This window comes from Nocardioides ginsengisegetis (assembly GCF_014138045.1).
Classification (GTDB): Bacteria; Actinomycetota; Actinomycetes; order Propionibacteriales; family Nocardioidaceae; genus Nocardioides; species Nocardioides ginsengisegetis.
In genome coordinates, this window is sequence record NZ_JACGXA010000001.1 from 2,535,616 (window position 1) to 2,560,212 (window position 24,597).

At 72.3% G+C, this 24,597-nt stretch carries 25 protein-coding genes; 6 read left to right on the plus strand and 19 right to left on the minus strand.

Features of this window, described 5'->3' with window-relative positions; all coding sequences use genetic code 11:
* Nucleotides 1-46: 46 nt before the first annotated feature.
* The 13 genes from FB382_RS12145 to FB382_RS12205 all read right to left on the minus strand — a co-directional run bounded on the left by FB382_RS12145 (nt 47) and on the right by FB382_RS12205 (nt 14,921).
* Nucleotides 47-490, minus strand: a complete 444-nt coding sequence (locus tag FB382_RS12145; RefSeq protein ID WP_182539468.1) for a thioesterase family protein — start codon at nt 488-490, stop codon at nt 47-49.
* On the minus strand, nt 487-4,038 hold the full coding sequence (smc, locus tag FB382_RS12150; RefSeq protein ID WP_182539470.1) for a chromosome segregation protein SMC: 3,552 nt from the start codon (nt 4,036-4,038) through the stop codon (nt 487-489). The genes FB382_RS12145 and smc overlap by 4 nt, the downstream gene beginning before the upstream one ends.
* Before the next feature lie 144 nt (nt 4,039-4,182).
* Nucleotides 4,183-5,442 carry an MFS transporter gene (locus tag FB382_RS12155; RefSeq protein WP_182539472.1) on the minus strand — a complete coding sequence of 420 codons (1,260 nt, stop codon included), beginning with the start codon at nt 5,440-5,442 and terminating at the stop codon, nt 4,183-4,185.
* A 50-nt stretch (nt 5,443-5,492) separates the two neighbouring features.
* Nucleotides 5,493-6,995, minus strand: coding sequence for an LVIVD repeat-containing protein (locus tag FB382_RS12160; RefSeq protein ID WP_182539474.1), 1,503 nt, complete (start codon nt 6,993-6,995; stop codon nt 5,493-5,495).
* A gap of 58 nt (nt 6,996-7,053) precedes the next feature.
* Nucleotides 7,054-7,263 (minus strand): MreC domain-containing protein, encoded by a 210-nt coding sequence (locus FB382_RS12165; RefSeq protein ID WP_125038825.1) that lies wholly within the window; start codon nt 7,261-7,263, stop codon nt 7,054-7,056.
* 76 nt (nt 7,264-7,339) lie between these two features.
* Complete coding sequence (gene mutM, locus FB382_RS12170) at nt 7,340-8,245, minus strand: bifunctional DNA-formamidopyrimidine glycosylase/DNA-(apurinic or apyrimidinic site) lyase (RefSeq protein ID WP_182539476.1); 906 nt, start codon at nt 8,243-8,245, stop codon at nt 7,340-7,342.
* A gap of 13 nt (nt 8,246-8,258) precedes the next feature.
* Complete coding sequence (gene rnc, locus FB382_RS12175; protein ID WP_221767667.1) at nt 8,259-9,092, minus strand: ribonuclease III; 834 nt, start codon at nt 9,090-9,092, stop codon at nt 8,259-8,261.
* The gene (gene rpmF, locus FB382_RS12180; RefSeq protein ID WP_081790257.1) at nt 9,013-9,198 is read right to left on the minus strand and encodes a 50S ribosomal protein L32; all 186 of its coding nucleotides are present in this window, start codon (nt 9,196-9,198) and stop codon (nt 9,013-9,015) included. The genes rnc and rpmF overlap by 80 nt, the downstream gene beginning before the upstream one ends.
* A gap of 44 nt (nt 9,199-9,242) precedes the next feature.
* Nucleotides 9,243-9,776: a YceD family protein gene (locus FB382_RS12185; RefSeq protein ID WP_260430977.1), complete on the minus strand. Its 534-nt coding sequence runs from the start codon at nt 9,774-9,776 to the stop codon at nt 9,243-9,245.
* 109 nt (nt 9,777-9,885) lie between these two features.
* Nucleotides 9,886-10,383, minus strand: a complete 498-nt coding sequence (coaD, locus tag FB382_RS12190) for a pantetheine-phosphate adenylyltransferase (RefSeq protein WP_125038827.1) — start codon at nt 10,381-10,383, stop codon at nt 9,886-9,888.
* 2 nt (nt 10,384-10,385) lie between these two features.
* Nucleotides 10,386-10,991: a 16S rRNA (guanine(966)-N(2))-methyltransferase RsmD gene (gene rsmD, locus FB382_RS12195; RefSeq protein WP_182539478.1), complete on the minus strand. Its 606-nt coding sequence runs from the start codon at nt 10,989-10,991 to the stop codon at nt 10,386-10,388.
* Between the two features lie 37 nt (nt 10,992-11,028).
* The gene (locus FB382_RS12200; protein WP_182539480.1) at nt 11,029-13,266 is read right to left on the minus strand and encodes a DEAD/DEAH box helicase; all 2,238 of its coding nucleotides are present in this window, start codon (nt 13,264-13,266) and stop codon (nt 11,029-11,031) included.
* Nucleotides 13,263-14,921 (minus strand): DAK2 domain-containing protein, encoded by a 1,659-nt coding sequence (locus FB382_RS12205; protein ID WP_182539482.1) that lies wholly within the window; start codon nt 14,919-14,921, stop codon nt 13,263-13,265. The genes FB382_RS12200 and FB382_RS12205 overlap by 4 nt, the downstream gene beginning before the upstream one ends.
* 193 nt (nt 14,922-15,114) lie before the next feature.
* Here FB382_RS12205 and rpmB point away from each other — a divergent pair, with 193 nt between their 5' ends.
* Nucleotides 15,115-15,300, plus strand: a complete 186-nt coding sequence (gene rpmB / locus FB382_RS12210) for a 50S ribosomal protein L28 (RefSeq protein ID WP_011756723.1) — start codon at nt 15,115-15,117, stop codon at nt 15,298-15,300.
* A 205-nt stretch (nt 15,301-15,505) separates the two neighbouring features.
* Here rpmB and FB382_RS12215 read toward each other — a convergent pair whose 3' ends face one another.
* Nucleotides 15,506-16,465 carry a thiamine-phosphate kinase gene (locus tag FB382_RS12215; protein ID WP_182539484.1) on the minus strand — a complete coding sequence of 320 codons (960 nt, stop codon included), beginning with the start codon at nt 16,463-16,465 and terminating at the stop codon, nt 15,506-15,508.
* Nucleotides 16,466-16,612: 147 nt separating this feature from the next.
* On the opposite strand from FB382_RS12215, the gene FB382_RS12220 reads away from it, so the two are divergent.
* Both FB382_RS12220 and FB382_RS12225 read left to right on the plus strand, forming a co-directional pair.
* Complete coding sequence (locus FB382_RS12220) at nt 16,613-16,849, plus strand: Lrp/AsnC family transcriptional regulator (protein ID WP_028645383.1); 237 nt, start codon at nt 16,613-16,615, stop codon at nt 16,847-16,849.
* A gap of 47 nt (nt 16,850-16,896) precedes the next feature.
* Nucleotides 16,897-17,385 carry a DUF3515 domain-containing protein gene (locus FB382_RS12225; RefSeq protein WP_182539486.1) on the plus strand — a complete coding sequence of 163 codons (489 nt, stop codon included), beginning with the start codon at nt 16,897-16,899 and terminating at the stop codon, nt 17,383-17,385.
* 13 nt (nt 17,386-17,398) lie between these two features.
* Here FB382_RS12225 and FB382_RS12230 read toward each other — a convergent pair whose 3' ends face one another.
* On the minus strand, nt 17,399-18,529 hold the full coding sequence (locus FB382_RS12230; protein ID WP_182539488.1) for a D-alanine--D-alanine ligase family protein: 1,131 nt from the start codon (nt 18,527-18,529) through the stop codon (nt 17,399-17,401).
* Between the two features lie 33 nt (nt 18,530-18,562).
* Here FB382_RS12230 and FB382_RS12235 point away from each other — a divergent pair, with 33 nt between their 5' ends.
* On the plus strand, nt 18,563-19,663 hold the full coding sequence (locus FB382_RS12235) for a trans-sulfuration enzyme family protein (RefSeq protein ID WP_182539491.1): 1,101 nt from the start codon (nt 18,563-18,565) through the stop codon (nt 19,661-19,663).
* 5 nt (nt 19,664-19,668) lie between these two features.
* Here FB382_RS12235 and FB382_RS12240 read toward each other — a convergent pair whose 3' ends face one another.
* On the minus strand, nt 19,669-20,679 hold the full coding sequence (locus tag FB382_RS12240; RefSeq protein WP_182539493.1) for an NAD(P)H-dependent glycerol-3-phosphate dehydrogenase: 1,011 nt from the start codon (nt 20,677-20,679) through the stop codon (nt 19,669-19,671).
* The gene (locus FB382_RS12245) at nt 20,676-21,440 is read right to left on the minus strand and encodes a 1-acyl-sn-glycerol-3-phosphate acyltransferase (protein ID WP_182539495.1); all 765 of its coding nucleotides are present in this window, start codon (nt 21,438-21,440) and stop codon (nt 20,676-20,678) included. The genes FB382_RS12240 and FB382_RS12245 overlap by 4 nt, the downstream gene beginning before the upstream one ends.
* 141 nt (nt 21,441-21,581) lie before the next feature.
* On the opposite strand from FB382_RS12245, the gene cofC reads away from it, so the two are divergent.
* Entirely contained in the window at nt 21,582-22,196 is a 615-nt protein-coding gene (cofC, locus tag FB382_RS12250) for a 2-phospho-L-lactate guanylyltransferase (RefSeq protein WP_182539497.1), read from the plus strand.
* 83 nt (nt 22,197-22,279) lie between these two features.
* On the opposite strand, the gene FB382_RS12255 is transcribed toward cofC, so the two are convergent.
* Nucleotides 22,280-22,981 (minus strand): HU family DNA-binding protein, encoded by a 702-nt coding sequence (locus FB382_RS12255; protein ID WP_125038839.1) that lies wholly within the window; start codon nt 22,979-22,981, stop codon nt 22,280-22,282.
* Nucleotides 22,982-23,281: 300 nt separating this feature from the next.
* Here FB382_RS12255 and FB382_RS12260 point away from each other — a divergent pair, with 300 nt between their 5' ends.
* Nucleotides 23,282-23,995 (plus strand): GNAT family N-acetyltransferase, encoded by a 714-nt coding sequence (locus FB382_RS12260; RefSeq protein ID WP_182539499.1) that lies wholly within the window; start codon nt 23,282-23,284, stop codon nt 23,993-23,995.
* On the opposite strand, the gene leuD is transcribed toward FB382_RS12260, so the two are convergent.
* Nucleotides 23,992-24,591: a 3-isopropylmalate dehydratase small subunit gene (leuD, locus tag FB382_RS12265; RefSeq protein WP_182539500.1), complete on the minus strand. Its 600-nt coding sequence runs from the start codon at nt 24,589-24,591 to the stop codon at nt 23,992-23,994. The two genes, FB382_RS12260 and leuD, sit on opposite strands and share 4 nt — an antisense overlap.
* Nucleotides 24,592-24,597: the final 6 nt, after the last annotated feature.

Consider the following 24,597-nt stretch of genomic DNA (forward strand, 5'->3'; position numbering starts at 1 on the left):
TCTTACCCCGTTGCCCACGCTGTCACACCCGTGGTGACGTCCCGGATCAGGGCATCCGGAGCAGGGGTTCCACTGCGGCGCGGATCACGTCGGGCATCGGGGTGACCGGCCGGGCCGGGTCGGTGTTGTCGACGTAGACGTGCACGAACCGCCCCTCGGCGGCCGCCTCGTCGCTGTCGCCCTGGAAGAGCCCGATCCGGTAGATCACCGACGAGGTGCCGACCTTGTCGACGACCATCCCGGTCTCGATGGGCGCCGGGAAGCCGATCTCGCGGAAGTAGCGGCACGACGTCTCGGCCACGACCCCGATCTGCGGCAGCCGCCGGACGTCCTGCCCGGTCGCCTCGTAGAGGTGGGCGTTGACGGCGGTGTCGAAGAGCTCGTAGTAGGTCGCGTTGTTGAGGTGGCCGTAGGCGTCGTCGTCGCGCCACCGCGTGGTGACGGTGCGCCACGCGACGTAGTCGGCGCGGCGGGGGCGGGACTCCGTCACGCCGGCTCCACCTCGCGGAGCCGCTGGCTGATGACGGCCGAGACGCCGTCACCGCGCATGGTGACGCCGTAGAGCGCGTCGCCGACCTCCATGGTCCGCTTCTGGTGGGTGATCACGAGCAGCTGGGAGTTCTCGCGGAGCTCCTCGTAGATCTCCAGGAGGCGGCCGAGGTTGGTGTCGTCGAGCGCGGCCTCGACCTCGTCGAGGATGTAGAACGGCGAGGGGCGGGCCTTGAACAGCGAGACGAGGAAGCAGACCGCCACGAGCGAGCGCTCGCCACCGGACAGCAGCGAGAGCCGCTTGACCTTCTTGCCGGCGGGGCGGGCCTCGACCTCGATGCCGGTGTTGAGCATGTCGTCGGGTTGGGTCAGGACCAGGCGGCCCTCGCCACCCGGGAAGAGCCGCGCGAACGTCGCGTCGAAGGCGCGAGACACGTCGGCGTAGGCCTCGGTGAAGACCTGCTCGACGCGGTCGTCGACTTCCTTGACGATGTCGAGGAGGTCCTTGCGGGTCTTCTTGAGGTCCTCGAGCTGCTCGGTGAGGAACTTGTGCCGCTCCTCCAGCGCCGAGAACTCCTCGAGGGCGAGCGGGTTGACCTTGCCGAGCATGGCCAGGGCGCGCTCGGCCGTGCGGAGCCGCTTCTGCTGCTCCTCACGGACGTAGGCGACCGGCTCGGGGAAGGTGCCGTCCTCGTCGGGCGAGGTGGCCGGGACGAGCTGGTCGGGGCCGTAGTCGGCCACCAGGCCCTCGGGGTCGAGGCCGAGCTCCTCGAGGGCACGCTCCTCGAGCTGCTCGATGCGCATCCGCTGCTGGGTGCGGGCCATCTCGTCGCGGTGGACGGAGTTGACGAGCTCGTCGTGCTCGCGGCCGAGGTCGCGGAGCCGGGCACGGACGTCGAGCAGCTCCTGCTCGCGGCCCTGCCGGGCCTGCTCGACGGCGGTCCGGGCCTCGGTGGCGCGGTGGATGGAGACCTCGAGCCGGCCGAGCACGAAGCCGACGGCGACTCCGACGGCCTCCGCAGCACGGCCCTCGCGGAGCAACCGCTCGCGACGCTCGGCGGCCTTGGCGCGGGCCTCGCGCTCGGCGCGGGCGGCGCGCACGAGGGAGTCGGCGCGTCCGTGCAGGGCGCGGGCGCGCTCCTCGGAGGTGCGCAGGGACAGGCGGGCGTCCATCTCGGCCTGGCGGGAGGTGCGGGCCTCCTCGACGAGGCGCTCGCGCTCGGCGGTGTCGGGCTCCTCCTCGGAGACGTCCTCCGCGCGGGCGAGGCGCTCCTCGAGCTCGGCGAGGCCGGCGAGGTCCTGGTCGCGGGCGGCCTGGGCCTTCTCGATGGCCGCGGCGACGCGCTCGGCCTCGCCGCGGGCGGCGCGGGCCTGGGAGCCGTACTGGCCGAGTTCCTCGGCCACGGCGGCCAGGGTCGCGTCGGACTCGTGCAGCTTGGCCAGCGCCACGTCGACGCGCTTCTGGGCGTCGAGGCGCTCGGCCTCCAGCCGGGACATGTCGAACCCGAGCCGCTCGGAGGCGGCGATGGCCTCGGCGAGCTGGGCCGAGGCCTCGTCGACCGCGGCCTGGATCTCGATCAGGCTGGGCTGCTTGGAGGATCCGCCGGAGGCGAAGTGGGCGCCGAGCACGTCGCCCTCGCGGGTGACGGCGGTGACGTCGGGAAGCTGGGCGACGAGGAGCTGCGCGGCCGCGAGGTCGTCGACGACCGCGACCTTGAAGAGCAGCCGGGCCAGCGCGCCACCGAGGGCGTCGGGGCACTCCACGACGTCGACGGCGTACGTCGCGTGGCCCGGGAGGCCCGGCCAGTCGCGGTCGGCGTCGCCGGCGCCACCGAGGATGAGTCCGGCCCGACCGAGGTCGTCGTCCTTGAGGTGCCCGATGGCCGCGATCGCGGCATCGGCGTCCTGCACGGCCACGGCGTCGGAGGCCGACCCGAGCGCACCGGCGACGGCGGCCTCGTAGCCGGCGCGGACCGAGAGCAGCGCGGCGACCGAGCCGAGCAGGCCGGAGACCTGGTCGCTGGCGGCGAGCAGCGCGCCGGCGCCGTCCTTGCGGTTGAGGCCCATCTCCAGCGCGTCCTTGCGGGCCGCGAGCGTGGACCGGTCGCGGTCGGCCTGCTGGGCCTCGTCGCGGGCCTTGGCGAGCCGCTCCTCGATGTCGTCGAGCAGGCCGCTGGCGGCCTCGTGCTCCGCGTCGAGCCCCTCCTCGCCGGCGTCGAGCCCGGCGACCTTGGTCTCCAGCGAGGTGAAGTCGCGCTGGGCGCGCTCGGCGCGGCGGAGGGCGTCCTCACGGGCCACGCCCAGCCGGCCCACCTCGTCATCGGCGGCGGCCGCGCGCGACTTCAGGGCGTTGACCTGGCCGTGCAGGCGGGCGAGCCCCTCGCGGCGGTCGGCGGCAGCCCGCTGGAGCCCGGCGACGCGCCGCTCCTCCTCGGCCGCGGCCTCCTCGGCGCCGCGGCGCGCGGTGACGGCCAGCTCGAGCGCCTGGCGGTGGGCCTCGACCTCGGCGCCGATCTGCTGCTCCTGCTGACGGACGCGCTCGGCCTCGGCCTCGAGCTGCTCGGGGTCGCGCCCGGAGTGCTGCTCCTCGGAGTCGCGGGTGCCGGCGGCGTTGCGGACCCGCTCGGCGGCCAGCGACTGGGTGCCGCGGAGCCGCTCGCGCAGGCCGGACAGGGCGAACCAGGTCTCCTGGGCGGCGGCCAGCGCCGGCAGGTCCTCGCGGAGCGCGGCCTCGAGGGCGGCCTCGGCCTCCCGGGTGCGCGCCAGGGCTCCCTCGACCTCCTCGCGCCGCTGGAGCAGCACCGACTCGTCGGCCATCTCCTGCTCCAGCGAGGTGCGCGCCGTGGCCAGGTCGTCGGCCATCAGGCGGGCGCGGGCGTCGCGCACGTCGGCCTGGACGGCCGCGGCCTTGCGGGCCACCTCGGCCTGGCGGCCCAGGGGCTTGAGCTGGCGGCGGATCTCGCTGAGCAGGTCGGAGAGCCGGGTGAGGTTGCCTTCGGTGGAGTCGAGCTTGCGGAGCGCCTTCTCCTTGCGCTTGCGGTGCTTGAGGACGCCGGCGGCCTCCTCGATGAAGCCGCGCCGGTCCTCGGGGGTCGCGTGCAGGATCGAGTCGAGCTGGCCCTGCCCCACGATCACGTGCATCTCGCGGCCGATGCCGGAGTCGGAGAGCAGCTCCTGGACGTCGAGCAGGCGGCACGAGCTGCCGTTGATGGCGTATTCGGACCCGCCGCTGCGGAACATCGTGCGGCTGATCGTGACCTCGGCGTACTCGATGGGGAGCGCCCCGTCGGAGTTGTCGATGGTCAGCAGCACCTCGGCGCGGCCCAGCGGGGGGCGGCCGGAGGTGCCGGCGAAGATGACGTCGTCCATCTTGCCGCCGCGCAGCGACTTGGCGCTGGCCTCGCCCATGACCCAGGCGAGGGCGTCGACCACGTTGGACTTGCCCGAGCCGTTGGGGCCCACGATGCAGGTGATGCCGGGCTCCAGCTGCAGCGTGGTGGAGGAGGCGAAGGACTTGAACCCCTTGAGGGTCAGGCTCTTCAGGTACAACGCGGGCTCCTCACATCCTCGGACCCACCGGGTGGCCGGGTCCGTGCACGACACTGCATCGATGGCTGCAGGGGTTCACAGCCACGAGGGGGAAGCCCGGTGACGGGTACAGCGCCGCTCACCCTACCCGGCGGCGCCCCCGGTTCAGGGGAGGCTCGAAGGACTCGTGCCGACCGGCTCCTCGTCGGCGTGCGCGATGTGGGTGAGCTGGCGCCAGATCAGGACGACGAAGACGGCCGACCCGACGAAGGCGAACCAGAACGGCGCGGTCACACCCCACTGCCGCGCGATCACGCCGCCGATGCCGGAGCCGATCACGAGGCCGCCGAAGACGCCGACGCCGTTGACGGCCCCGACCCGTCCCTGGAGGTCGGTCGGCACGGCACGCTGGCGGACGGTGATCGAGGTGGTGCCCCAGATGAACGCGTGGGCGCCGAAGACGAAGAAGATCACCAGGGCCACCCACGGGACGGTCGTGAGCGCGAGGAACAGGTGCGTGAACGTCTCGATCACCAGCCCGATGCGCATGATGTTGCCGAGGCTGACCCGGGCCGTGATCCACGTGTAGGACAGCGTGCCCGCCAGGCCGCCGACGGCCGAGACCGTGGTGAGCAGGCCGAAGCCGACCGCCCCCATGCCCAGGTGCACCGTCGCGTAGAGCACCAGCACCGACCAGGCGGCGCCGAAGGTGATGTTGAACGTGAAGATCGTCAGCACCAGGGTGCGGACCGCCGCGTGGTGCCAGACCCAGCGGAATCCCTCGGCGATGTCCTCGCGGATCCGGGTCGGCGTCTCGGTGGCCCGGCCGTGCTCGGGCAGCACCACGCGCGAGACGAGCAGTGCGCCCGCCGCGACGAGAACCGCCTGGGTCAGGAACGGCGTCGACATCCCCGCCGCGAACAGCGCGGCGCCGATCGGCGGCCCGGCCAGCTGGTTGACCGTGATGAAGCCGGTCTGGAGGCGCGAGTTGGCCAACGCCAGGTCGTCGCGCGCCACGATCATCGGCAGCAGCGTCTGCGAGGTGTTGTCGGCGAACACCTCGGCCGTGCCGAGCAGGAACAGCCCGAGCAGCACGACGGCCACCGACACCGTGCCGGTGATGACCGTGAACCCGAGCAGCACCAGCACGACCGCGCGCAGCAGGTCGACGGTGACCACGATGGCGCGGCGGTCGAGCCGGTCGGACAGCGCGCCGGCGTACAGCCCGAAGAGCATCGGCGGCAGCCACTGCAGCAGCGCCGCCAGGGCGACGACGAAGGGGTCGTGCGTCTGGGAGGCGACCAGCAGCGGGCCCGCCGCGATGGCGATGCCGTCGCCGAGGTTGGAGATCCACGACGAGGCCAGCAGCCACCGGAACCCGCTCCCGAGGCGCGACGGGACGACGGCTTCGACCAGGCTGCTCACAAGCAGGAAACCCTAGCCCCGAGCGGCCAGGGTTTCCTCCGGTTTTCGACTCAGGCGCGCGTGCGCTGGCGGCGGCGCACACCGATGGTGAGGGCCATCGCCGCACCGACCAGCCCGATCGGGACGACGCCGTCCTGGGCCCGGTCCACCAGCGTGCTGTCGGGGACGACGGAGGCGGCCGGCCGCGCGCCGATCCCGTCGCCGGGGAGGTCGACGGCGTAGACGTCGAGGCCACGGACCAGGTCGATGGCGTAGGCGACGTTGCTCTTGGCGCCGGTCTGGTGGCCCTGGGCGTCGTAGACGGGCACCCACATGTTGTCCCAGACCTCGGAGGAGCCCCACACGGCGTAGCCGTAGGACTTCAGGTGCCGCGGGTCGCGCGCGTCGACGAACTGCGTGCCGCCGCCGTAGAAGCCGACCGCGACGATGCCGCTGGGGTGGAAGTCGAACCAGTGGGAGGAGCAGAAGGCGCCCTGGGGGAGCGGGAAGTCACCGAGGTCGGAGAGCTCGACCTTGTCCAGCGGGACGATCGCCGACGGGGTGCCGTCGAGCCGCTTGACCCACCAGGTCTGGAAGGACCCGGCCTGGGTGCAGTCGGTCTGCTCGTAGTCCTCCTCGGTCGTCAGCAGCACGTTGCCGTGCGCGAAGGACGGCGCGGAGCCGGGCTTGAACGCCCGCGCATTGGGGCGGAAGGAGTTGTGCTCGATGAAGTTGTTCCAGCCGGGGTACGCCGGGTCCTTGCCCTTGCCGGCCCGCCCGGTCGTCGTGACCAGGTGGGGCTTGGCCGGGTTGTCGGTGCTCCAGATCGAGGCGCCGTTCCAGCCGGTGTGGGTGCCGTAGCCGGCGGCGTCGAAGTTCCACTTGTGGCCCGCGGTCGGCGACCAGAACGGCTGCACGCCCTCCTCGCCGGGCTTCGCGTCCACCTCCTGGGGGTGGTCGAGGTCGCGCAGGTCGAAGATCGAGAAGTGGTTGCCCTCGCCGGCCGAGTAGACGTAGCGGCAGTTGGCCGACGTCACGCAGGCCACCGTGTGGGTGCTCGTCGTGCCGGGCGCGCGGGAGCGGATCACGGGGTTGGTCGGGTCGGTGACGTCGACGACGATCATCTCCCCGCCCCCGACGTTGGAGTGCTGGATGTCGCCCGGCGAGGACTGCACCGAGTCGACGCCGATCAGCGCGAAGCGCGCGATGCCGTCGGCGGTGCGGCGCTCGCCGCAGTTCATCGCCTCGTTCTCGAACAGCGCGTTGGGCAGCACGCCGACCAGCGCGGGGTGGGCGGCGTCGGTGACGTCCCAGACCCGGACCGAGTCGGCGCCGCTGGTCACCAGGACCGGCGCGGTGCGCATGAAGCACCCCGAGATGCCGACCTGGGAGGGGTTGGCCGACAGGTGCGTGACGTTGGGGCTCGAGAGCAGCGTGCTGCCCGTGCCCGGCACGAGTACCGTCTGGTTGCCGTGGGGTCCCGTGTGGTCACCGTGGGCAGACGCCGGAGCGGCGACGCCGACGGCGGCGGCACCCAGCGTGAGGGTTGCGGCGAGCGAGGCGAGGAGGCGCATGACGCTCCAACGGCGCGAACGCCGGATGGTCACGCCACCGGTCGTGCGCGCGGGTGCCTCAGGCGGGCTGCATCTCCTGAAGTGCGGCGGACTCGAGGTCGAGCAGCTGGGCGGCCTGGGAGGCCGTCAGCCGGTCGTTCTCCTCGCTGAGCCGGAGCACGAGCGACTCCAGCTCGCCCACGCGCGCCCGCAGCCGAGCATTCTCGGCGGTGAGACGAGCCGGGGTCCGCAGGTCGCTGTTCATGTAGCCGATCAGCGCCTTGGCCATGGACAAGCCTTCCGAGTGGGAGGGACAGCACGCGGTAGCGGGCCGTCTTCAAGAGTCCCACCAGAGCCGCGTCCGGTCAATCCGCCGTCGGCAAATGCTGGGGTAGGGGCCGGTGGGCGGACGGCGGACGGCGGGTGCGCGGGGCCGGCTGGCAGACCGGGCAGAAGTACGACGACCGGTTCATGAACGCGACCCGGCGGATGGGCGTGCCGCACCGGTCGCAGGGCTCGTTCTCGCGACCGTAGGCGTGCAGCGAGCGGTCGAAGTAGCCCGACTCCCCGTTGACGTTGACGTAGAGGGCGTCGAAGGACGTGCCGCCCTGGCCGAGGGCATCGGTCATGACGGTGCGGGCGTGACCGAGCAGCTCGCGGACCTGGGTCGCGGTCAGCCGCTCCCCCGGCCGCTCGCCGTGCACGCGGGCCCGCCACAGCGCCTCGTCGGCGTAGATGTTGCCGACGCCGCTGACGAGGTTCTGGTCGAGCAGCTGCCGCTTGACGCCCGAGGCGCGCTTGCGGACCTTGCGGACGAACTCGTCGTCGTCGAACTCCGGGTCGAGGGGGTCGCGGGCGATGTGGGCGATCTCGGGCGGCAGCACGGCTCCCCCGGCGGAGACCGACAGGCCGCCGAACATCCGCTGGTCGACGAACCGGAGCTCGCGGCCCTCGGCCGCGCCCGCCAGGGCGAGCCGGACCCGGAGGTGACGCTCGTCGGGGGCCTCGGGCGGCTGGACCAGCATCTGGCCGCTCATGCCGAGGTGGCCGAGCAGCGCGTCGCCGTTGTCGAGCGGCAGCCAGAGATACTTGCCGCGGCGGCGCGCGGCCTCGATCCGGCGCCCGGTCAGGGCGGCGGCGAACCCGGCCGGGCCGCGCAGGTCGCGGCGCACCGGCCGTGGGTGGAGCACGTCGACGCGGGTGATGGTGGCGCCGAGGACGTGGCGCTCGAGGCCGGCGCGGACGACCTCGACCTCGGGCAGCTCGGGCACGGGAGGCCCGGCGTCAGTTCTTGCGGGCGGCCGAGTGGGCCGCGCCGATCGCGGGGTCCTCGACCCCGAGATCGGCGGCGATCTCGCCGTAGGCCGTCTCCGCGGCGGCCTGCTCGGCCTCCTTCTTGGAGCGGCCGACGCCGTTGCCGTAGAGGCCCTCGCCGACCCGCACCTGCGCGGTGAAGGTCTTCATGTGGTCGGGGCCCTCGTCGGCGATGACGTACTCGGGCACCCCGAGGCTGTGCTCGGCGGAGAGCTCCTGGAGGGAGGTCTTCCAGTCCAGGCCCGCACCGAGGGCGGACGCGGCCTCGATGAGCGGGTCGAACAGGCGGTGGACGACCTCGGCGGAGGTCTCGAAGCCACCGCCGGACAGGTGCACGGCACCGATCACGGCCTCGACGGTGTCGGAGAGGATCGAGGCCTTGTTGCGGCCCCCGGTCGACTCCTCGCCGCGCCCGAGCTTGACGTGGTCGCCGACGCCGATCCCGCGGCCGACCTCGGCCAGGGCACGGGCGTTGACGACCGCCGCACGAAGCTTCGCCAGCCGGCCCTCGGAGAGGTCCGGGTGGGCGCGGTAGAGCGTCTCGGTCACGACGACGCCGAGCACCGAGTCGCCCAGGAACTCCAGGCGCTCGTTGGTCGGCAGGCCGCCGTTCTCGTAGGCGTACGACCGGTGGGTGAGGGCTCGCTCGAGCAGCTCGGGGTCCAGGATCGGATCCCCGAGCGCTGCTCGCAGCTCGCCGTAGTTGCTCAGTGGACCGGCGGGATCAGAGAACCTGACGACGGTCAGCGCGAGCGCCGTACTGGCCGCACTCGCCGCACGCACGGTGCGGGAGGTGCTTGGCACCGCAGGCGGGGTTCGCGCAGGTCACCAGGGTCGGCGCAACGGCCTTCCAGGCCGAACGACGGTGACGCGTGTTGCTGCGCGACATCTTCCGCTTCGGGACAGCCACAGTTTTCTCCTCTACCAGGACCGGAACTTCCGGCCGCGTGTGAATTACTCAGATGCTTCGGGGTCCTGCTGGAGCGTGGTCAGCCCTGCCCAGCGGGGGTCGATCGGTGCCGCATGGTCGTGCTCGGGATCGTCGGCCAGGCGCGCACCACACTCGGTGCACAGTCCGGGACAGTCGTCCTCGCACAGCGGCTGGAACGGCAGTGCGAGCACCACCGCGTCGCGCAGTGCAGGCTCCAGGTCGAGCAGGTCGTCCTGGAGCTTGCTGACCTCATCATCCTCCTCAGGAGAGGAATGCTTGTCGTGAGGGTCGTCGTAGACGTACAGCTCCTGGAACGTCGCGGACATCTCGTCCTCGATCGGCTCCAGGCACCGCACGCACTCACCCTCGAGCGCGGCTTCCGCCGTGCCCGTGACCAGCACACCCTCCATGACCGCCTCCAGCCGCAGGTCGAGTTCGACCGGCGAGCCTTCGGGGACACGAAGGACTTCGATGCCCAGATCTGCAGGTGCCGGAACCGTGCGTGTCACCTCGCGCTGGGACCCCGGGCGGCGGCCGAGCTCGCGGGTGTCGAGCACGAGCGGCGCTCTCGGGTCCAGTTTGCTCAGGAGATCACTTCCGGTTCGAGGCACAACAGATCGCCCAGAATGTTAACGGTCTTGGGGTTGCGCGACCAAACTGCGCGCATCACGCGTCGCCGTCGGCGCGGCGCTCGGCCAGGCGCGCGACGAGCGCCTCGTGCACGAAGCCGGGAATCAGGCTCGACACGTCGCCGCCGAACATCGCCACCTCCTTGACCAGGCTGGAGGCCAGGAACGACCACTCCGGGCTGGTCGGGACGAAGACCGTCTCGACGTCGGTGAGCGAGGAGTTCATCTGCGCCATCTGCAGCTCGTAGTCGAAGTCGCTGACCGCACGCAGGCCCTTGACGATGGCGTGGATGTCGCGTTCCTTGCAGAAGTCCGTCAGCAGCCCCGTGAAACCGTCGACGCGGACGTTGTCGAAGCCCGCGCACGCCTTCTCGAGCATCGCGATGCGCTCCTCGGCGCTGAACAGCCGGTTCTTGGACTTGTTGACGCCCACGGCCACGACGACCTCGTCGAAGAGCGTCGAGGCTCGCCTGACGATGTCGAGGTGCCCGTTGGTGACCGGGTCGAAGGATCCGGGGCAGACGGCTCGGCGCACGGTTACTCCTTGTTCTCGGGGTTCTCGGGCAGGGTGTCCGTCGGGGGCGCGGCGGCGTGACCGTACCAAAGCACCGTCTCGCCGTACCTCTTCTCGCGGGTGCCCGTGATGCCGTCGGGCCACGTCGGCTCGGGGCTGCGCACGGAGCGCTCGACCACGACCATGGCCCCCGGGACGAGCCAGCCGTGCTCGACCAGCGCGCCCAGGTCGTCGGCCACCTCGGCCTCGCCCAGGGGGTAGGGCGGGTCGAGGAACGCCACGTCGTACGGCGCCGTCGGGAGCCGGCGCAGCGTGCCCGACACCGCGGCGGCCACGACGTGGGCCCGCGGGTAGCCCAGGCTGCGGGCGTTCTCGGCGATCAGCGACGCGGTCTTGCGGTCCTGCTCCACGAGCGTCACGACGCCGGCGCCGCGAGACCAGGCCTCGAGGCCGACGGCGCCGGAGCCGGCGTACAGGTCGAGGAAGCGCAGGCCGTGGAGCGAGCCGCACCACGACTCGACGGCCGAGAAGAGTGCTTCCCGGACGCGGTCGCTGGTGGGACGGGTGCTCGAGCCGCGAGGGGTGGCGATCCGGCGGCCCCCCGCTGAGCCGCCGATGATCCGCGTCATCGGGGAACGTGGTCCCCGGTCGCGAGCAGACGGCCCCTCATGACTTCTCCATGAAGTCAGACTGCCGTGATTGCTCCAACGATTCCACCGCGGCCCCCAGCAACGGACTCTCCAGGAGGTCCGGGTCACGGTCGAGGAGGTCCTCGGCGGCCGCACGGGCGGCCAGGATCGTCTTCTCGTCCCGCAGCACGCGCAGGGTCTGGAGGCTGGATCGGAATCCGCTCTGGGAGGCACCCAGGACGTCGCCCTCGCGGCGCTGCTCGAGGTCGACGCGGCTGAGCTCGAAGCCGTCGGTGGTGCTCGCCACCGCGTCGAGACGCTCGCGGGCGGGCGTGCCGACCTCGGCGCGCGAGACCAGGAGGCAGAGGCCGGGATGACCGCCACGACCGACCCGGCCGCGAAGCTGGTGGAGCTGGCTGACGCCGAACCGGTCGGCGTCGAGCAGGACCATCGCGGTGGCGTTGGCGACGTCGACGCCGACCTCGATCACGGTGGTCGAGACCAGGACGTCGATCTCCCCGGCCGCGAAGGCCCGCATGGTGCGGTCCTTCTCGTCGGGCGGCAGCTTGCCGTGCAGCATCGCGACCCGCAGGCCGTGCAGTGGCCCCTCGGAGAGCTCGGCGACGACGTCCTCGACGGCGGCCAGCGAGCCGGCCGGCGCGGCGGTCTCGTTGCCGTCCTCGTCGAGGTCGCGCTGGTCGGTCTCACCCTGCTCGAGCTCGTCGCCGGTGATCCGCGGGCAGACGACGTAGGCCTGGTGGCCCTTGCCGACCTCCTCGCGGACGCGCTCCCAGACGCGGGCGATCCAGGCCGGCTGCTCGGCGAGCGGCACGACGTTGGTCTGGATCGGGGCGCGGCCGGCGGGCAGCTCGGTGAGGGTGGAGGTCTCGAGGTCGCCGAAGACGGTCATCGCGACGGTGCGCGGGATCGGGGTGGCGGTCATGACGAGGACGTGGGGCGGGGCGCCGGCCTTGGACGTGAGGGCCGCGCGCTGCTCGACACCGAAGCGGTGCTGCTCGTCGACGACGACCAGGCCGAGGTCGGCGAAGGAGACCTTCTCCTCGAGCAGGGCGTGGGTGCCGATGACGATGCCGGCCTCGCCGCTGGCGATCCGCAGCATCGCCTCGGCCCGCTGGGCCTTGGCCATCGAACCGGTCAGCAGGGCCACGGTCGTGGCGTCCTCCGAGCCGCCGAGCATGCCGCCCGCGGCGAGGTCGCCGAGCAGGGCGCTGATCGAGCGGTGGTGCTGCTGGGCGAGCACCTCGGTGGGAGCCAGCAGCGCGGCCTGGCCGCCGGAGTCGACGGTGCGGAGCATCGCGCGGAGGGCGACGAGGGTCTTGCCGGAGCCGACCTCACCCTGCAGGAGGCGGTTCATCGGGTGCGGCTGGGCCAGGTCGTGCTCCAGCTCGGCGCCGATCTCGGCCTGGCCGCGGGTCAGCTCGAAGGGCAGCCGCTGGTCGAAGGCCTCGAGCAGCCGCCCCTGGTCGCCGGTGCGCGCCCGGGCACCGAGCGCCTGGGTGGCCCGCCGGCGGCGCATCAGCACCAGCTGGGTGACCAGGGCCTCCTCGAAGCGGTAGCGCTTGTGGGCGGCGCCGACCTGTGCGTAGTCGTCGGGGGCGTGGATCCAGTCGAGTGCCTGACGCGCGTCCACGACGGCGTACTGCTCCCGGACGGCGTCGGGCAGCAGCTCGGGGAGCTCGTCGAGGACCGTGCGGGCGAACGTGATGGCGCGCTGGAGGTCCCACGAGTCGACGCCCTTGGTCAGGGGGTAGATCGGGTAGAGGTCGCCGATCGCGTCGAGGGTGGCCTGCGCGCTCTCGTCGCCGGCGTCGTCGGGGCCGAACAGCGCCATCTGCGGGTTGGTGAGCTGCCACTCCTGGCGGAAGGAGCTGACCTTGCCGACGAAGATGCCGCGACGGCCGACCGGGAGCCGCCGGGCGTGCCACTCGCCGACGTGCTGGGACTTGGCGAAGAACGTCATCTTCAGGCTGGGGCCGTCGGTGGAGACGACGGTGTCGAGGCGGTACGCCGTCCGGCCGGTGCGCCGGTCGGTGTAGGTGTTGACCTTCGAGCGGGTGATCTGGCCGACGATGGTGAGCATCTGGCCGTCCTCGAGCTCGGCGACCTTGGTCAGCTCGCCGGTCTTGACGTAGCGGCGCGGGAAGTGGCGCAACAGGTCGCCGACCGTGCGGAGGCCGAGCCCCTCGACGATCTTCTTGCGCTTGGTCGCCTGGTCACCGAGGACGGTCTCGATCGGCGAGTCGAGCCCGATCACTCGACGGCCACCAGCAGCGGGTAGCGGTCCTGGCCGCCCTCGTAGGACACGACGTCGACGTGGGGGTGGTGCTCCTCCACCCAGGCGGCGCAGCGCTCGGCGAGGGCGCCGTGGCCCTCCCCCGCGCCGGCCACGATCGTGACCAGCTCGCCGCCACCACCCAGGAGGCGGTCCAGGACGTCGGTGGCGACCCGCTCGAGGTCGTCCCCGATCACGGCGAAGTCGCCGGCGATGACGCCGAGCACGTCGCCGGGCTCGCACGGGCCGGCCATCGTGATGGCCTGCTTGGCGGCCACGGTGACCGCGCCGTGGCGGGCGTGCCGGGCGGTGGCGGTCATCTCGAGGACGTCCTGGTCGAAGCTGCGGCCGGGCTCGTGGACGGCCAGCGCGGCCAGGCCCTGCACCTGCGCCTGGGTGGGGACGACGGCGACGCGCATGCCCTCGTCCTCCTCGGCCGTGCGGGCCGCGATCTGGGCGACGCGGACCGAGTCGGCGTCGTTGGGCAGCACCACGACCTCGGCCGCCCCGCAGGCGGTGATGGCCTCGAGGAGCTGGCCGGCGGACGGCCGGCGTCCGGGCCCGCCCTCGACCACGACTGCGCCGGCCTCCTCGAACAGGGCCGTGAGCCCGGGACCGGCGGAGACCGTGACGATGCGACGACCGGTGCGGGAGCTGGCGCGCTGGGCGGACTCGGCCACCTGCTCGGCGAAGTGGGTCACGCGGACGCGGTGGGGACGGCCGGCCTCGATGCCGGCCTCGATCGCGGCGCCGACGTCGTCGACGTGGACGTGGACGTTCCACAGCCCCTCGTTGCCGACGACGACGAGCGAGTCACCGAGCCCGGCCAGGGTCTTCTTCAGCACCGGGATGCGGTCGTCCTCGGCGTCGAGAAGGTACATCACCTCGTACGACGGACCGTCGGCCGTCAGGTCGCCCTCGACGACCTCGGAGGGCTGTGGGATCGGGATGGCGTAGCGGCCGATGGGGCTGGTCACCGGGATCGGGCGCCGGCCGGTCAGCACGGTCTCGGCCGCGTCGAGGATGACGCTCAGGCCACGGCCACCGGCGTCGACGACCCCGGCGTCGGCGAGCGTCTTGAGCTGCTCGGGCGTGTGGGCCAGGGCGGTGCGGGCGCCGACGGCGGCGGCGACCATCACGTCGCGGGCGCGGGCGTCCTCGCGGGCCGCGCACTCGTTGGCGGCCACGGCCGCCGCCCGGGCGACCGTCAGGATCGTGCCCTCGACGGGGGTGCCGACCGCGGCGTAGCTCGCGTCGGCGGCCTCGGTCAGCGCGTCGGCCATGATCTGCGCGTTGCGCTCCCCCTCGGTCGACGAGGCGATCCGGCGGCAGACGGCGCCGAGCATCACGCTCAGGATGACCCCGGAGTTGCCGCGGGCGCCGAGCAGCGCGCCACGGCTGCACGCGGCGAGCGACGTACGGCGGTCGGCGTGGGGGTCGCCGGCGCTGGCCTCGCGGATGGCCTCGCGGGCGGCGGAGACGGTGAGGTACATGTTGGTGCCGGTGTCGCCGTCGGGCACGGGATAGACGTTGAGGGCGTCGATCTCCTCGCGCGCCTCGGCGAGGGCGTCGGTCGCGATGTCGACGAACAGCAGCACGGTCGCGAGCTGGATGCTGCCGCTCTCGGGTGCTTCCATCGCCTGCCTCGTGTCGCCGATTCGGGTGATCCGCCGGATGTCTGACACCTTTGCGGCTGCCCACCCGGTTGAGGGCCACAGATTAGTGGCTCTGCATCGATTCGCACCGGAGCGGGGCAATCGGATACTCTGGCTCGGTTGCCCGCTCGTTCGGGCCCCTTTTTCTCGTACCTCGATTTTTCAGGAGTTCACGGTGGCTGCCGTCTGCGACATCTGCGCCAAGAAGCCTGGCTTCGGCAACAACCGGCCGTGGTCGCGCAAGATCACGAAGCGTCGCTTCGACCCCAACATCCAGCGCGTGCGTGCCACGGTCAACGGCACCCCCAAGCGCCTCAACGTGTGCACCGGCTGCCTCAAGGCCGGCAAGGTCACCCGCTGATCTGAGTCTTCACGGAAGGCCGTCACCCCTCGGGGTGGCGGCCTTTTCCGCGTTGGCGCCGTGGAGGTCGGGGTCGGGCCGGGGGCGCACCACCTGCACCACGCGCATCACTGCCCGGGCACTCCCGGACGTTCTGGAGGGTTGCAACCCCCCAGAACGTCCGGGATCACCGGTCCACCGGTGATCCCGCCCGCCGGCGTCCAGCTCAGAAGTGCGTCCAGCCGGTCGGGCCGTCGTACGCCGCCCCGTCGACGGTGACGCGCGGCCCGTCGTCTGCGGCCTCGGCCACCTCGCCGATGACGTGCCAGCCCTCCGGGACGCTTCCGGCCGGGAAGGTGGCGAGCAGGGCGTGGTCGTCCCCGCCGCCGAGGATGAACTGGAGCGGGTCGGCACCGAGCGCCGATCCGACGGCCTGGAGCGGCTCGGCCACGTCGAAGGCCGAGCGGAAGATGTCCATCGACACCCCGGAGTCCTCGGCGATGTGGCCGGCGTCGGCGAGCAGGCCGTCGGAGATGTCGATCATCGCGGTGGCGCCGGCCTCGGCGGCCACAGCACCGGCGTCGTACGGCGGCTCGGGGCGGCGGTAGGCCTCCACGAGCACGCGCGGCGAGCGGAAGCCGCGGCCGAGGACCGCGAGCCCACCGGCCGCCCAGCCCTGGCGGCCGAAGATCGCGACCACGTCGCCGGGCTCCGCGCCCGAGCGGACGACCGGCGCCTGGGTGCAGGCGCCGAGGACGGTCACGGCGATGACGAGCTGGTCGGAGCGCGTCAGGTCTCCCCCGACGACGCTCGCGCCGACGAGGGCGCACTCGTCGGCGAAGCCCTGCGCGAACTCCAGCGCCCAGGCCACCGGCAGGTCGGCGGGGGCGGCGAGACCGATGGTCAGCGAGGTGGCGCGGCCGCCCATCGCGTTGATGTCGGAGAGGTTCTGGGCGGCGGCGCGGTGGCCCACGTCGGAGGCCGATGCCCAGTCGCGGCGGAAGTGCCGGCCCTCGACCATCAGGTCGGTCGAGACGACCACGTGTCCGGTCTTCACCCGCAGCACGGCGGCGTCGTCGCCGGGACCGATCAGGACGTGCGGTCCCTGCGCGAAGAGGTCGGTGAGCGCGCTGATGAGGCCGAACTCGCCCGCGTCGGCGAGTGTGGCGTCAGGGGGGAAGGCCATGCGCCCATCCCACCAGATCGGAGGGCGACTCGCGGGTGCGGCACCCCGAGACTCCCTATCGGCACGGCATCGGGCAGGGTAGGTTGACGAGCACAGAAGCCGGTCAACGCACCGGATCTCAACCCCGGTAACAACAAGGAGTCCACGATGGTCGTCCAGGCGTACATCTTGATCCAGACCGATGTCGGCAAGGCCGCCGAGGTTGCCACCGCCATTGCCCAGGTCAAGGGCGTCACGCTCGCCGAAGACGTCACCGGACCGTACGACGTGATCGTGCGGGCCGAGGCCCGCAACGTCGACGAGCTCGGCAAGCTGGTGGTGTCGAAGGTGCAGAACCTCGACGGCATCACGCGCACCCTGACCTGCCCGGTCGTGCACATCTGAGCCCACTGACGGGCCCCGTGCACACCCACGCACGCTGTCGGCGCCCCGTGTCCCTCCGGACGCGGGGCGCCGTCGCGTCCGCCCTGCTCGTGCTGGCCGCCGGTTGCTCGTCGGGCGGCGGTGACGTCGAGGTCGACGGCCCCTCGCTGGGCGCCGACGACGCGGCCGCCTGCGACCGTCTCGTCGCTGCGCTCCCCGACACCCTGGCCGAGCAGGACCGCCGCACGGTCACGCCCGCGGACGCGCCGGGCGCGGCCTGGGGCGACCCGGCGATCACGCTGACCTGCGGGGTCGACGTACCCAAGGGGTTCGACGAGTTCTCCTCCTGCGAGGTCGCCAACGGCGTGGGGTGGTACGTCGATCCCGCCACCATCGACGACCAGTCGGCCGACGTGACGCTCACCGCCGTGGGCTACCGGCCGATCGTCCGGGTCGAGGTCCCGGCCGACTACCGCCCGTCCGGGCCGGCGGCCGTCATCGCCGAGCTGGCCGGGCCGGTGCGCCGGTCACTCGAGCTCGTGAAGCCCTGCCACTGAGGCAGGGAGCCGGTCAGCGCAGGCCGGTGTCGCGCTGGAGCGCCAGCTGGATGAGGCGGTCCACGAGGGCCGGGTAGTCCAGGCCGCTGGCCGCCCACATCTGCGGGTACATCGACGTCGGGGTGAAGCCCGGCATCGTGTTGATCTCGTTGACCACGAGCGAGCCGTCGGGGAACGCGAAGAAGTCGACCCGGGCCAGGCCCTCGCAGCCGACGGCCTCGAAGGCCAGGGCGGCCAGCCGGCGGAGCTCGGCCGCCACCTCGTCGGTCAGGTCGGCGGGGATGTCGATCTCGGTGTGCTCGCCGGGGAGGTACTTGGCGGCGAAGTCGTAGAACTCGTGGTCGCCCCCGACGCGCAGCTCGGCGGGCATGCTCGTCTCGGGCGTGCCGTCGAGGGACTGGAGCACGCCGCACTCGACCTCGCGCGCGCCCTCGGCGGCCACCTCGAGCAGCACCTTGGGATCCTCGCGCAGCGCCGTCTCGACGGCCTCGTCGAGCTCGGAGGGGTCGTGGGCCTTGGAGATGCCGATGCTGGAGCCGCCCCGGGCGGGCTTCACGAAGAGCGGGTAGCCGATGCCCGCAGCCTGTTCGCGGCAGCCCTGGGCGTCCCGGTCCCACTGGCGCCGGGTGATCGTCACCGACGGCATCACCGGCAGGCCCGCGGCCTGGAGCACGACCTTCATGTAGGCCTTGTCCATGCTGACGGCCGAGGCGAGCACGCCGGCGCCGACGTAGCGGACCCCGGCCATCTCGAGCATCCCCTGGATGGTGCCGTCCTCGCCCCACGGCCCGTGCAGCACCGGGAAGACGACGTCGACCTCGCCGAGCGTCTGCGGCGGCTGCGAGGGCTCGTGGACGACCAGGTCGGTGGAGGTGCTGTCCTGGGCCAGGACGATGCTGGCGCGGGAGCCGTCGACGGCCGGCAGCCGGTCGGCGCTCTCGATCCGGAGCCGCTCGGGGTCGCCCGACTCCAGCACCCAGCGACCGTCGGTGGCGATGCCGATCGGCACCACGTCGTACGCCGTGCGGTCGATGGCCCGGAGCACGCTGCCGGCCGTCACGCACGAGATGCCGTGCTCACTCGAGCGACCGCCGAAGACGACGGCGACGCGGGGCTTGCGGGAGGCGGCGGAGGGCTCGTTCATCGGGCACGACCCTACCGGCCTAGTGTTGCGGCCATGCCCGAGGACTCTTCCGCCCCCCAGCCCTCGCCCACGCCCGACTGGAAGCCGTCGACGGTCGCCGTCACGGCCGGCCGGCCGAGCCACGAGCCGGACCAGCCGCTCAACGTGCCGATCACGATGGCGTCGACGTACGTCGCGGGCGGCGACCTGGAGTACGGCCGCTACGGCAACCCGACCTGGACGGCGTTCGAGGACGCGCTGGGCGCGCTGGAGGGCGGCCGCTGCCTGAGCTTCGCGTCCGGGCTCGCGGCCGTCGCGACCGTGCTGGACCTGGTCGGCAACGGCGCCAAGGTGGTCGCGCCGCGCCACTCCTACAACGGCACCGTGCTGCAGCTGGCCGACCTCGAGTCACGCGGCCGGCTGCGCACCGAGCTCGTCGACATCACCGACACCGACGCCGTCGTCGCGGCCTGCGCCGACGCGGCCCTGGTGTGGCTGGAGTCCCCCACCAACCCCGCGCTGGAGATCGCCGACATCGAGACGATCACCGTCGCGGCCCACGAGGCCGGCGCCTACGTCGTGGTGGACAACACCTTCGCCACTCCCCTGCTGCAGAAGCCGCTCGAGCTCGACGTCGACCTGGTCGTGCACTCGGCCACGAAGTACCTCTCCGGGCACAGCGACGCGCTGATGGGGGCGGTCGTGACCTCCGACGACGAGCTGTACGCCGTGCTGAAGGGCCGCCGCGACCTGGTCGGCGCCGTCCCCGGCACGCTCGAGTCCTACCTCGCGCTGCGCGGGCTGCGCACCCTCCACCTGCGGGTCGAACGCGCCCAGGCCAACGCCCAGGAGCTGGTCCGACGGCTCGAGGAGCACCCCGCCCTCGCGGAGGTCCGCTACCCCGGCTTCGGCGGGATCGTGTCGATCGTGCTCGCCCAGGGGGCCATGGCCGCCGACCTGCTCACCCGCAAGACGAAGCTGTGGGTGCACGCCACCTCGCTCGGCGGCGTGGAGTCGACCTTCGAGCGGCGCCGCCGCTGGAAGTCCGAGCCCGCCACCATCCCCGACGGCCTGGTGCGGCTGTCGGTGGGCATCGAGGACGTCGACGACCTGTGGGACGACCTGCGCGGAGCGCTCGACGACCTGGTGGGGTGACTAGGTCACTCCACCTCCGCCTTCGTGTCGCGGGCGATGAAGGAGTCCATCATCTGCTGCGCGGTCATCCGGCCGGCCACGACGGCGTCGACGTGGTGCGCGATGGGGGCGTCGACGCCGGTGCGCTCGGCGAGGGCGAGCAGCGAGGAGCAGGACTTGGCGCCCTCGGCGACCTGACGCGTGGAGGCGTAGATCTCCTCCGTGGTCATGCCCTGGCCGAGCTTGACGCCGAAGCTGCGGTTGCGCGAGAGCGGTGAGGAGCAGGTGGCGACCAGGTCACCCAGGCCGGCGAGCCCCATCAGGGTCAGCGGGTTGGCGCCGAGGCGGGTGGCGAGGCGGGCGGTCTCGGCGAGGCCACGGGTGATGACGGAGGCGGTCGTGTTGTCGCCGAAGCCCAGGCCCACGGCCATGCCGACCGCGAGGCCGACGACGTTCTTGTAGGCGCCGCCCAGCTCGCAGCCGAGCACGTCGGTGCTGGTGTAGGGGCGGAAGGCCGGGGCGTGGCAGCGCTGCTGGATGCGCTTGGCGACGTCCTCGTCGGCACAGGCCACGACCGAGGCGGCGGGCTCGCGCCGGGCGATCTCCATGGCGAGGTTGGGGCCGCTGATGACCGCGATCCGCTCGGGGCCGGCGCCGGTGACCTCGGCGATCACCTCGCTCATCCGCTTGAGGGAGCCGAGCTCGACCCCCTTCATCAGCGAGACGATCACGGCGTCCTCGCTGATGTGGGGCGCCCACTCGACCAGGTTGCCCCGCAGGCTCTGCGACGGCGTGGCCAGCACGACCATGTCGGCCCCGTCGAGGGCCTCCTCCACGTCGTGGGTCGCCCCCACCGACCGGGGAAGCTCGATGCCCGGCAGGTAGTCGGGGTTCTCGCGCTGCTCGTTGATCGACTTGGCGACCTCCTCGCGACGCGCCCAGAGCGTCACGTCGTTGCCGGCGTCGGCGAGCACGATCGAGAAGGCCGTGCCCCACGACCCGGCACTGAAGATCGCGACCTTGCCCTCGCGGCTCATGGACGCTCCTTCTTGGGTTTCTTGTTGGGGTTGCCGATCAGACTGACACCCGCGGCCCGCGCGTCGAAACGCTCGGCCGGGGCCTGCTCGCCGCGGATCTCCTCCACGAGGCCGGTGAGGGCCGCCATGATCCGGTCGGTCGCCTGCTGCACGACCGCGTGCGTGTGCTCGAGGGCCAGGAGGTCGGAGAGGTCGACGGGGTCGCCGGCCTTCATCGTCACGTGCTTGCGCGGGAGGAAGTCGGGCCGACCGTAGGGCGGCAGCAGGTCCTGCGGACCCCACTGGCCGACGGGGATCACCGGGCAGCCGGTCGCCAGCGCGATCCGCGCCGCACCGGACTTGCCGGTCATCGGCCACAGGTGGGGGTCGCGGGTGAGGGTGCCCTCGGGATAGACCACGACGCACTCGCCGGCGTTCACGGCCGCCACGGCGGCGTCGTACGCCCCGACGGCGCTGCGCGTGAGCCGCTCGACGGGGATCTGGCCCGCCGCGCTGAGGAAGCCGCCCAGCGCCTTGTTCTTGAACAGGCCGGACTTCGCGAGGTAGCGCGGCAACCGGCCGTGGTCGTAGACGAAGTGGGCGGAGAGCAGCGGGTCGACGTGGGAGAGGTGGTTGAACACCACGATGCAGCCGCCGGTGGCCGGCAGCTTCTCGCCGTCGATCCAGGTGCGGGAGGCGACCCCGAGCAGCAGGGGCTTGAGCAACGGCACAGCGATGTTCCAGGCCCAGCCACGCTTCTGCTGCAGCTTGCGAACGGTCACCAGCAACCCCGTCGTTCCTCGCGGCCACCGGGCCGTGACGCGCCGTGCGTCGAGTGCAGGTTACTCGCAGTCGGGGTCCTTCCGTCTCGTGGCGACACACCCACGGAGGGCGACTTCTCGCCGCCTGACAGGATCGGGGCGATGACCAGCCAGCAGTACGCCGTGGTCGTGCCGGTCAAGCCTCCGGCGCGCGGCAAGTCGCGCCTCGTGGGCCTCGACGACGACCGTCGCCGGGCGCTCGCAGCGGCGTTCGCGCTGGACACGGTGACGGCCTGCCTGGCGTGCGCCCAGGTGGCCGAGGTGCTGGTCGTCACCGACGACGCGGCGTTCTCCGCGCAGCTGGCCGCGCTCGGCTGCGCGGCGATCCCCGACGGCGTCACCGGGGACCTCAACGCCAGCCTGGCCCAGGCCGCCGCGGAGTCCGGGCGCCGCTGGCCCGGGCTCCAACCGGTCGCGATCTGCGCCGACCTCCCAGCTCTCGTGCCGGCCGACCTCACCGCCGCACTGAGCCGCGTGGTGCCGGACACCCCGTGCTTCGTGGCCGACGCCGACGGGATCGGGACCACGCTCTACACCGCACCGCTGCGTCTCTTCGAGCCCCGGTTCGGCGTGGAGTCCCGGGCCGCGCACCTCGACCTCGACGCCACCGAGATCGAGGGGAAGCTCCCCACCCTGCGTCGCGACGTCGACGACCTCGTGGACCTCGACGCCGCACGAGCCCTGGGCCTGGGGCGGCACACCGCCGCGCTCGTCTGACCCTGCCGGACACAGCGGAACACACCCGGACACGACCGTGGGCCGTCCCCCACCGGGAGACGGCCCACGAACGGGTGTGCGGATCAGGCCTTCTTGGCAGGGGCCTTCTTCGCAGGTGCCTTCTTGGCAGCCGGTGCCTTCTTGGCCGCGGGAGCAGCCTTCTTCGCCGGCGGCGCCTTCTTGGCCGGAGCCTTGGTCGCCGGGGCCTTCTTGGCGGCCGGCGCCTTCTTGGCTGCGGCGGTGGTCTTCGCCGGCGCGGCCTTCTTGGCGGCGGGTGCCTTCTTGGCCGGAGCCTTCTTGGCGGGAGCGGCCTTCTTGGCAGCCGGGGCCGCCTTCTTGGCGGGAGCGGCCTTCGTGGCAGCCGGAGCAGCCTTCTTGGCCGGGGCCGCCTTCTTCGCCGGGGCCTTCGTGGTCGCCTTCTTGGCGGCAGCCGCGGCCTTCTTCGCCGGGGCGGTCGCAGCCTTGGCCGAGGAGCCGGCAGCAGCGAGCGTCAGCTTGGGCAGCTTCTTGGCACCGGAGACGACGTTCTTCAGGTCAGCGCCGGGGCTGAACTTCGGGACGGCGGTCTTCTTCGCCTTGATGCGCTGGCCGGTCTGCGGGTTGCGGACCCAGCGCGCCTCGCGGATGCGCTTCTCGAAGGAGCCGAAGCCCGTGATGGCGACCTTCTCGCCCTTCGCCACCTCGCGCGTGATCGTGTCCAGGACGGACTCGAGTGCGTGCGCGGCAGCCTTGCGATTCCCCTCGTAGCGCTGAGCCAGGGTGTCGATGAGCTGTGATTTGTTCACTAGCTTCCCTTCCAATGAACCCATGGGCCGAGCCGATGCTCGACTTTCTTCAACGCACGCTAGGGAAAGGTGGTCACCGTCACAATCGCCACGCCGAACATTCCGGGGTTTTCTTCGTGTGGAGTGGACCTGACCAGACGGGTCTGGTAGTGGCACTTCGACGATCCTGGTCCGTGCGACGAGGACTTTCCCCAACCCCGCTTGACGATTCTCGTCGCGCGCGGAGTGTCGCCTTGTGTCGAAAGGGCGTCTGGCCCCAAAGGCGGTGCGTGGCAGGTCGGGCGGCCCTAGTGTCAGTGCGTGGAACGGGAGACGGAGGACTTCGTGGACTCCTGGTGGGCCGACGTGTTCGGCATCGCCGGTGACGAGGTCTGGAAAGCGCTGACCGTGCAGCCCCATGCGCAGCTGGGCGACTACGCCGGCTTCTTCGTGGCGTGGCGCGCTGACGGCGTGCACGTGTCGACACCCACCGGCATCGACGCCGGCCTGCCCAGCCGGATCGCGTCGGCGAGCCTCGACGTCCTGCAGTCGGCCGCGTTCTGGCAGTCGCTGGCCGACGACCTGGGCGGTCGGCTCATCGGTCCCGCCACCCACCACTACCTCGATCTCGACCCCGGGTCCGACCCCGACGTACGCATCGGCGAGCCCTCGGCCGCCCTGCCCCTCCGTGAGCACGTGACGCCGGAGGAGTGGGAGGAGTCGGGGCTCGGCGCCGACGATGTCACGGTGACCTTCACCCTGGGTCCGCCGGACCAGCCCGTCGCCGCGGCGGCCCTGAGCACCTGGCCCGACGCCGCCCGCGACGTGTGCGTGCTCGTGCACCCCGACCACCGGGGCCAGGGACTCGTGGACCGGGTGGCCCGCACGGCGACGTCCTACGCCATCGCCCGGCACGACGTCGCCCGGTGGACGGCACGCTCGGAGAACCACGCGTCCATGCAGGCCGCACGCCGCCTGGGCTTCCAGGCCTGGTGCACCCAGCTGGCGATCCGGCTCCCGGACCCTCAGGACTAGAGGGTCGCGGGCTTCCAGCTCGGGCGGGTCGCCTCGAAGGCGGCGATGTCGGCGTCGTGCCCGAGCGTGATGCCGATGTCGTCGAGGCCCTCGAGCAGCCGCCAGCGCGTGTAGTCGTCGATGTCGAAGGAGTCCTCGATGGCGTCGGGGCCCTCACCCGCACGGACCGTCCGGGACTCGAGGTCGACGGTGACGGTGGCGCCGGGGTTGGCCTCGAGGTGGTCCCAGAGGCGCTGCACGACCTTCTCGTCGACCTGCGCCGCGACGAGCCCGGCCTTGCCGGAGTTGCCGCGGAAGATGTCGGCGAACCGCGGCGAGATCACGGCCCTGAAGCCGTAGTTCTGCAGCGCCCACACGGCGTGCTCGCGCGACGAGCCGGTGCCGAAGTCGGGGCCGGCCACGAGCACCGAGCCCGCGGCGTACGCCTCGTCGTTGAGCACGAACGTCGGGTCGTTGCGCCAGGCGGCGAACAGGCCGTCCTCGAAGCCGGTGCGGGTCACGCGCTTGAGGTAGACGGCCGGGATGATCTGGTCGGTGTCGACGTTGCTGCGGCGCAGCGGGACACCGACGCCGGTGTGGCTGGTGAACTTGTCCATGGCGAT

Excerpts from the sequence above, each read along its gene's own strand:
- FB382_RS12235 (WP_182539491.1), top strand. The coding sequence starts at position 18,563 with ATGCCCGAGGACTCTTCCGCCCCCCAGCCCTCGCCCACGCCCGACTGG.
- FB382_RS12205 (WP_182539482.1), bottom strand. The coding sequence starts at position 14,921 with ATGGAAGCACCCGAGAGCGGCAGCATCCAGCTCGCGACCGTGCTGCTG.
- FB382_RS12220 (WP_028645383.1), top strand. The coding sequence starts at position 16,613 with ATGGTCGTCCAGGCGTACATCTTGATCCAGACCGATGTCGGCAAGGCC.
- FB382_RS12230 (WP_182539488.1), bottom strand. The coding sequence starts at position 18,529 with ATGAACGAGCCCTCCGCCGCCTCCCGCAAGCCCCGCGTCGCCGTCGTC.
- FB382_RS12215 (WP_182539484.1), bottom strand. The coding sequence starts at position 16,465 with ATGGCCTTCCCCCCTGACGCCACACTCGCCGACGCGGGCGAGTTCGGC.
- FB382_RS12160 (WP_182539474.1), bottom strand. The coding sequence starts at position 6,995 with ATGCGCCTCCTCGCCTCGCTCGCCGCAACCCTCACGCTGGGTGCCGCC.
- leuD (WP_182539500.1), bottom strand. The coding sequence starts at position 24,591 with ATGGACAAGTTCACCAGCCACACCGGCGTCGGTGTCCCGCTGCGCCGC.
- FB382_RS12240 (WP_182539493.1), bottom strand. The coding sequence starts at position 20,679 with ATGAGCCGCGAGGGCAAGGTCGCGATCTTCAGTGCCGGGTCGTGGGGC.
- cofC (WP_182539497.1), top strand. The coding sequence starts at position 21,582 with ATGACCAGCCAGCAGTACGCCGTGGTCGTGCCGGTCAAGCCTCCGGCG.
- FB382_RS12165 (WP_125038825.1), bottom strand. The coding sequence starts at position 7,263 with ATGGCCAAGGCGCTGATCGGCTACATGAACAGCGACCTGCGGACCCCG.
- rsmD (WP_182539478.1), bottom strand. The coding sequence starts at position 10,991 with ATGACGCGGATCATCGGCGGCTCAGCGGGGGGCCGCCGGATCGCCACC.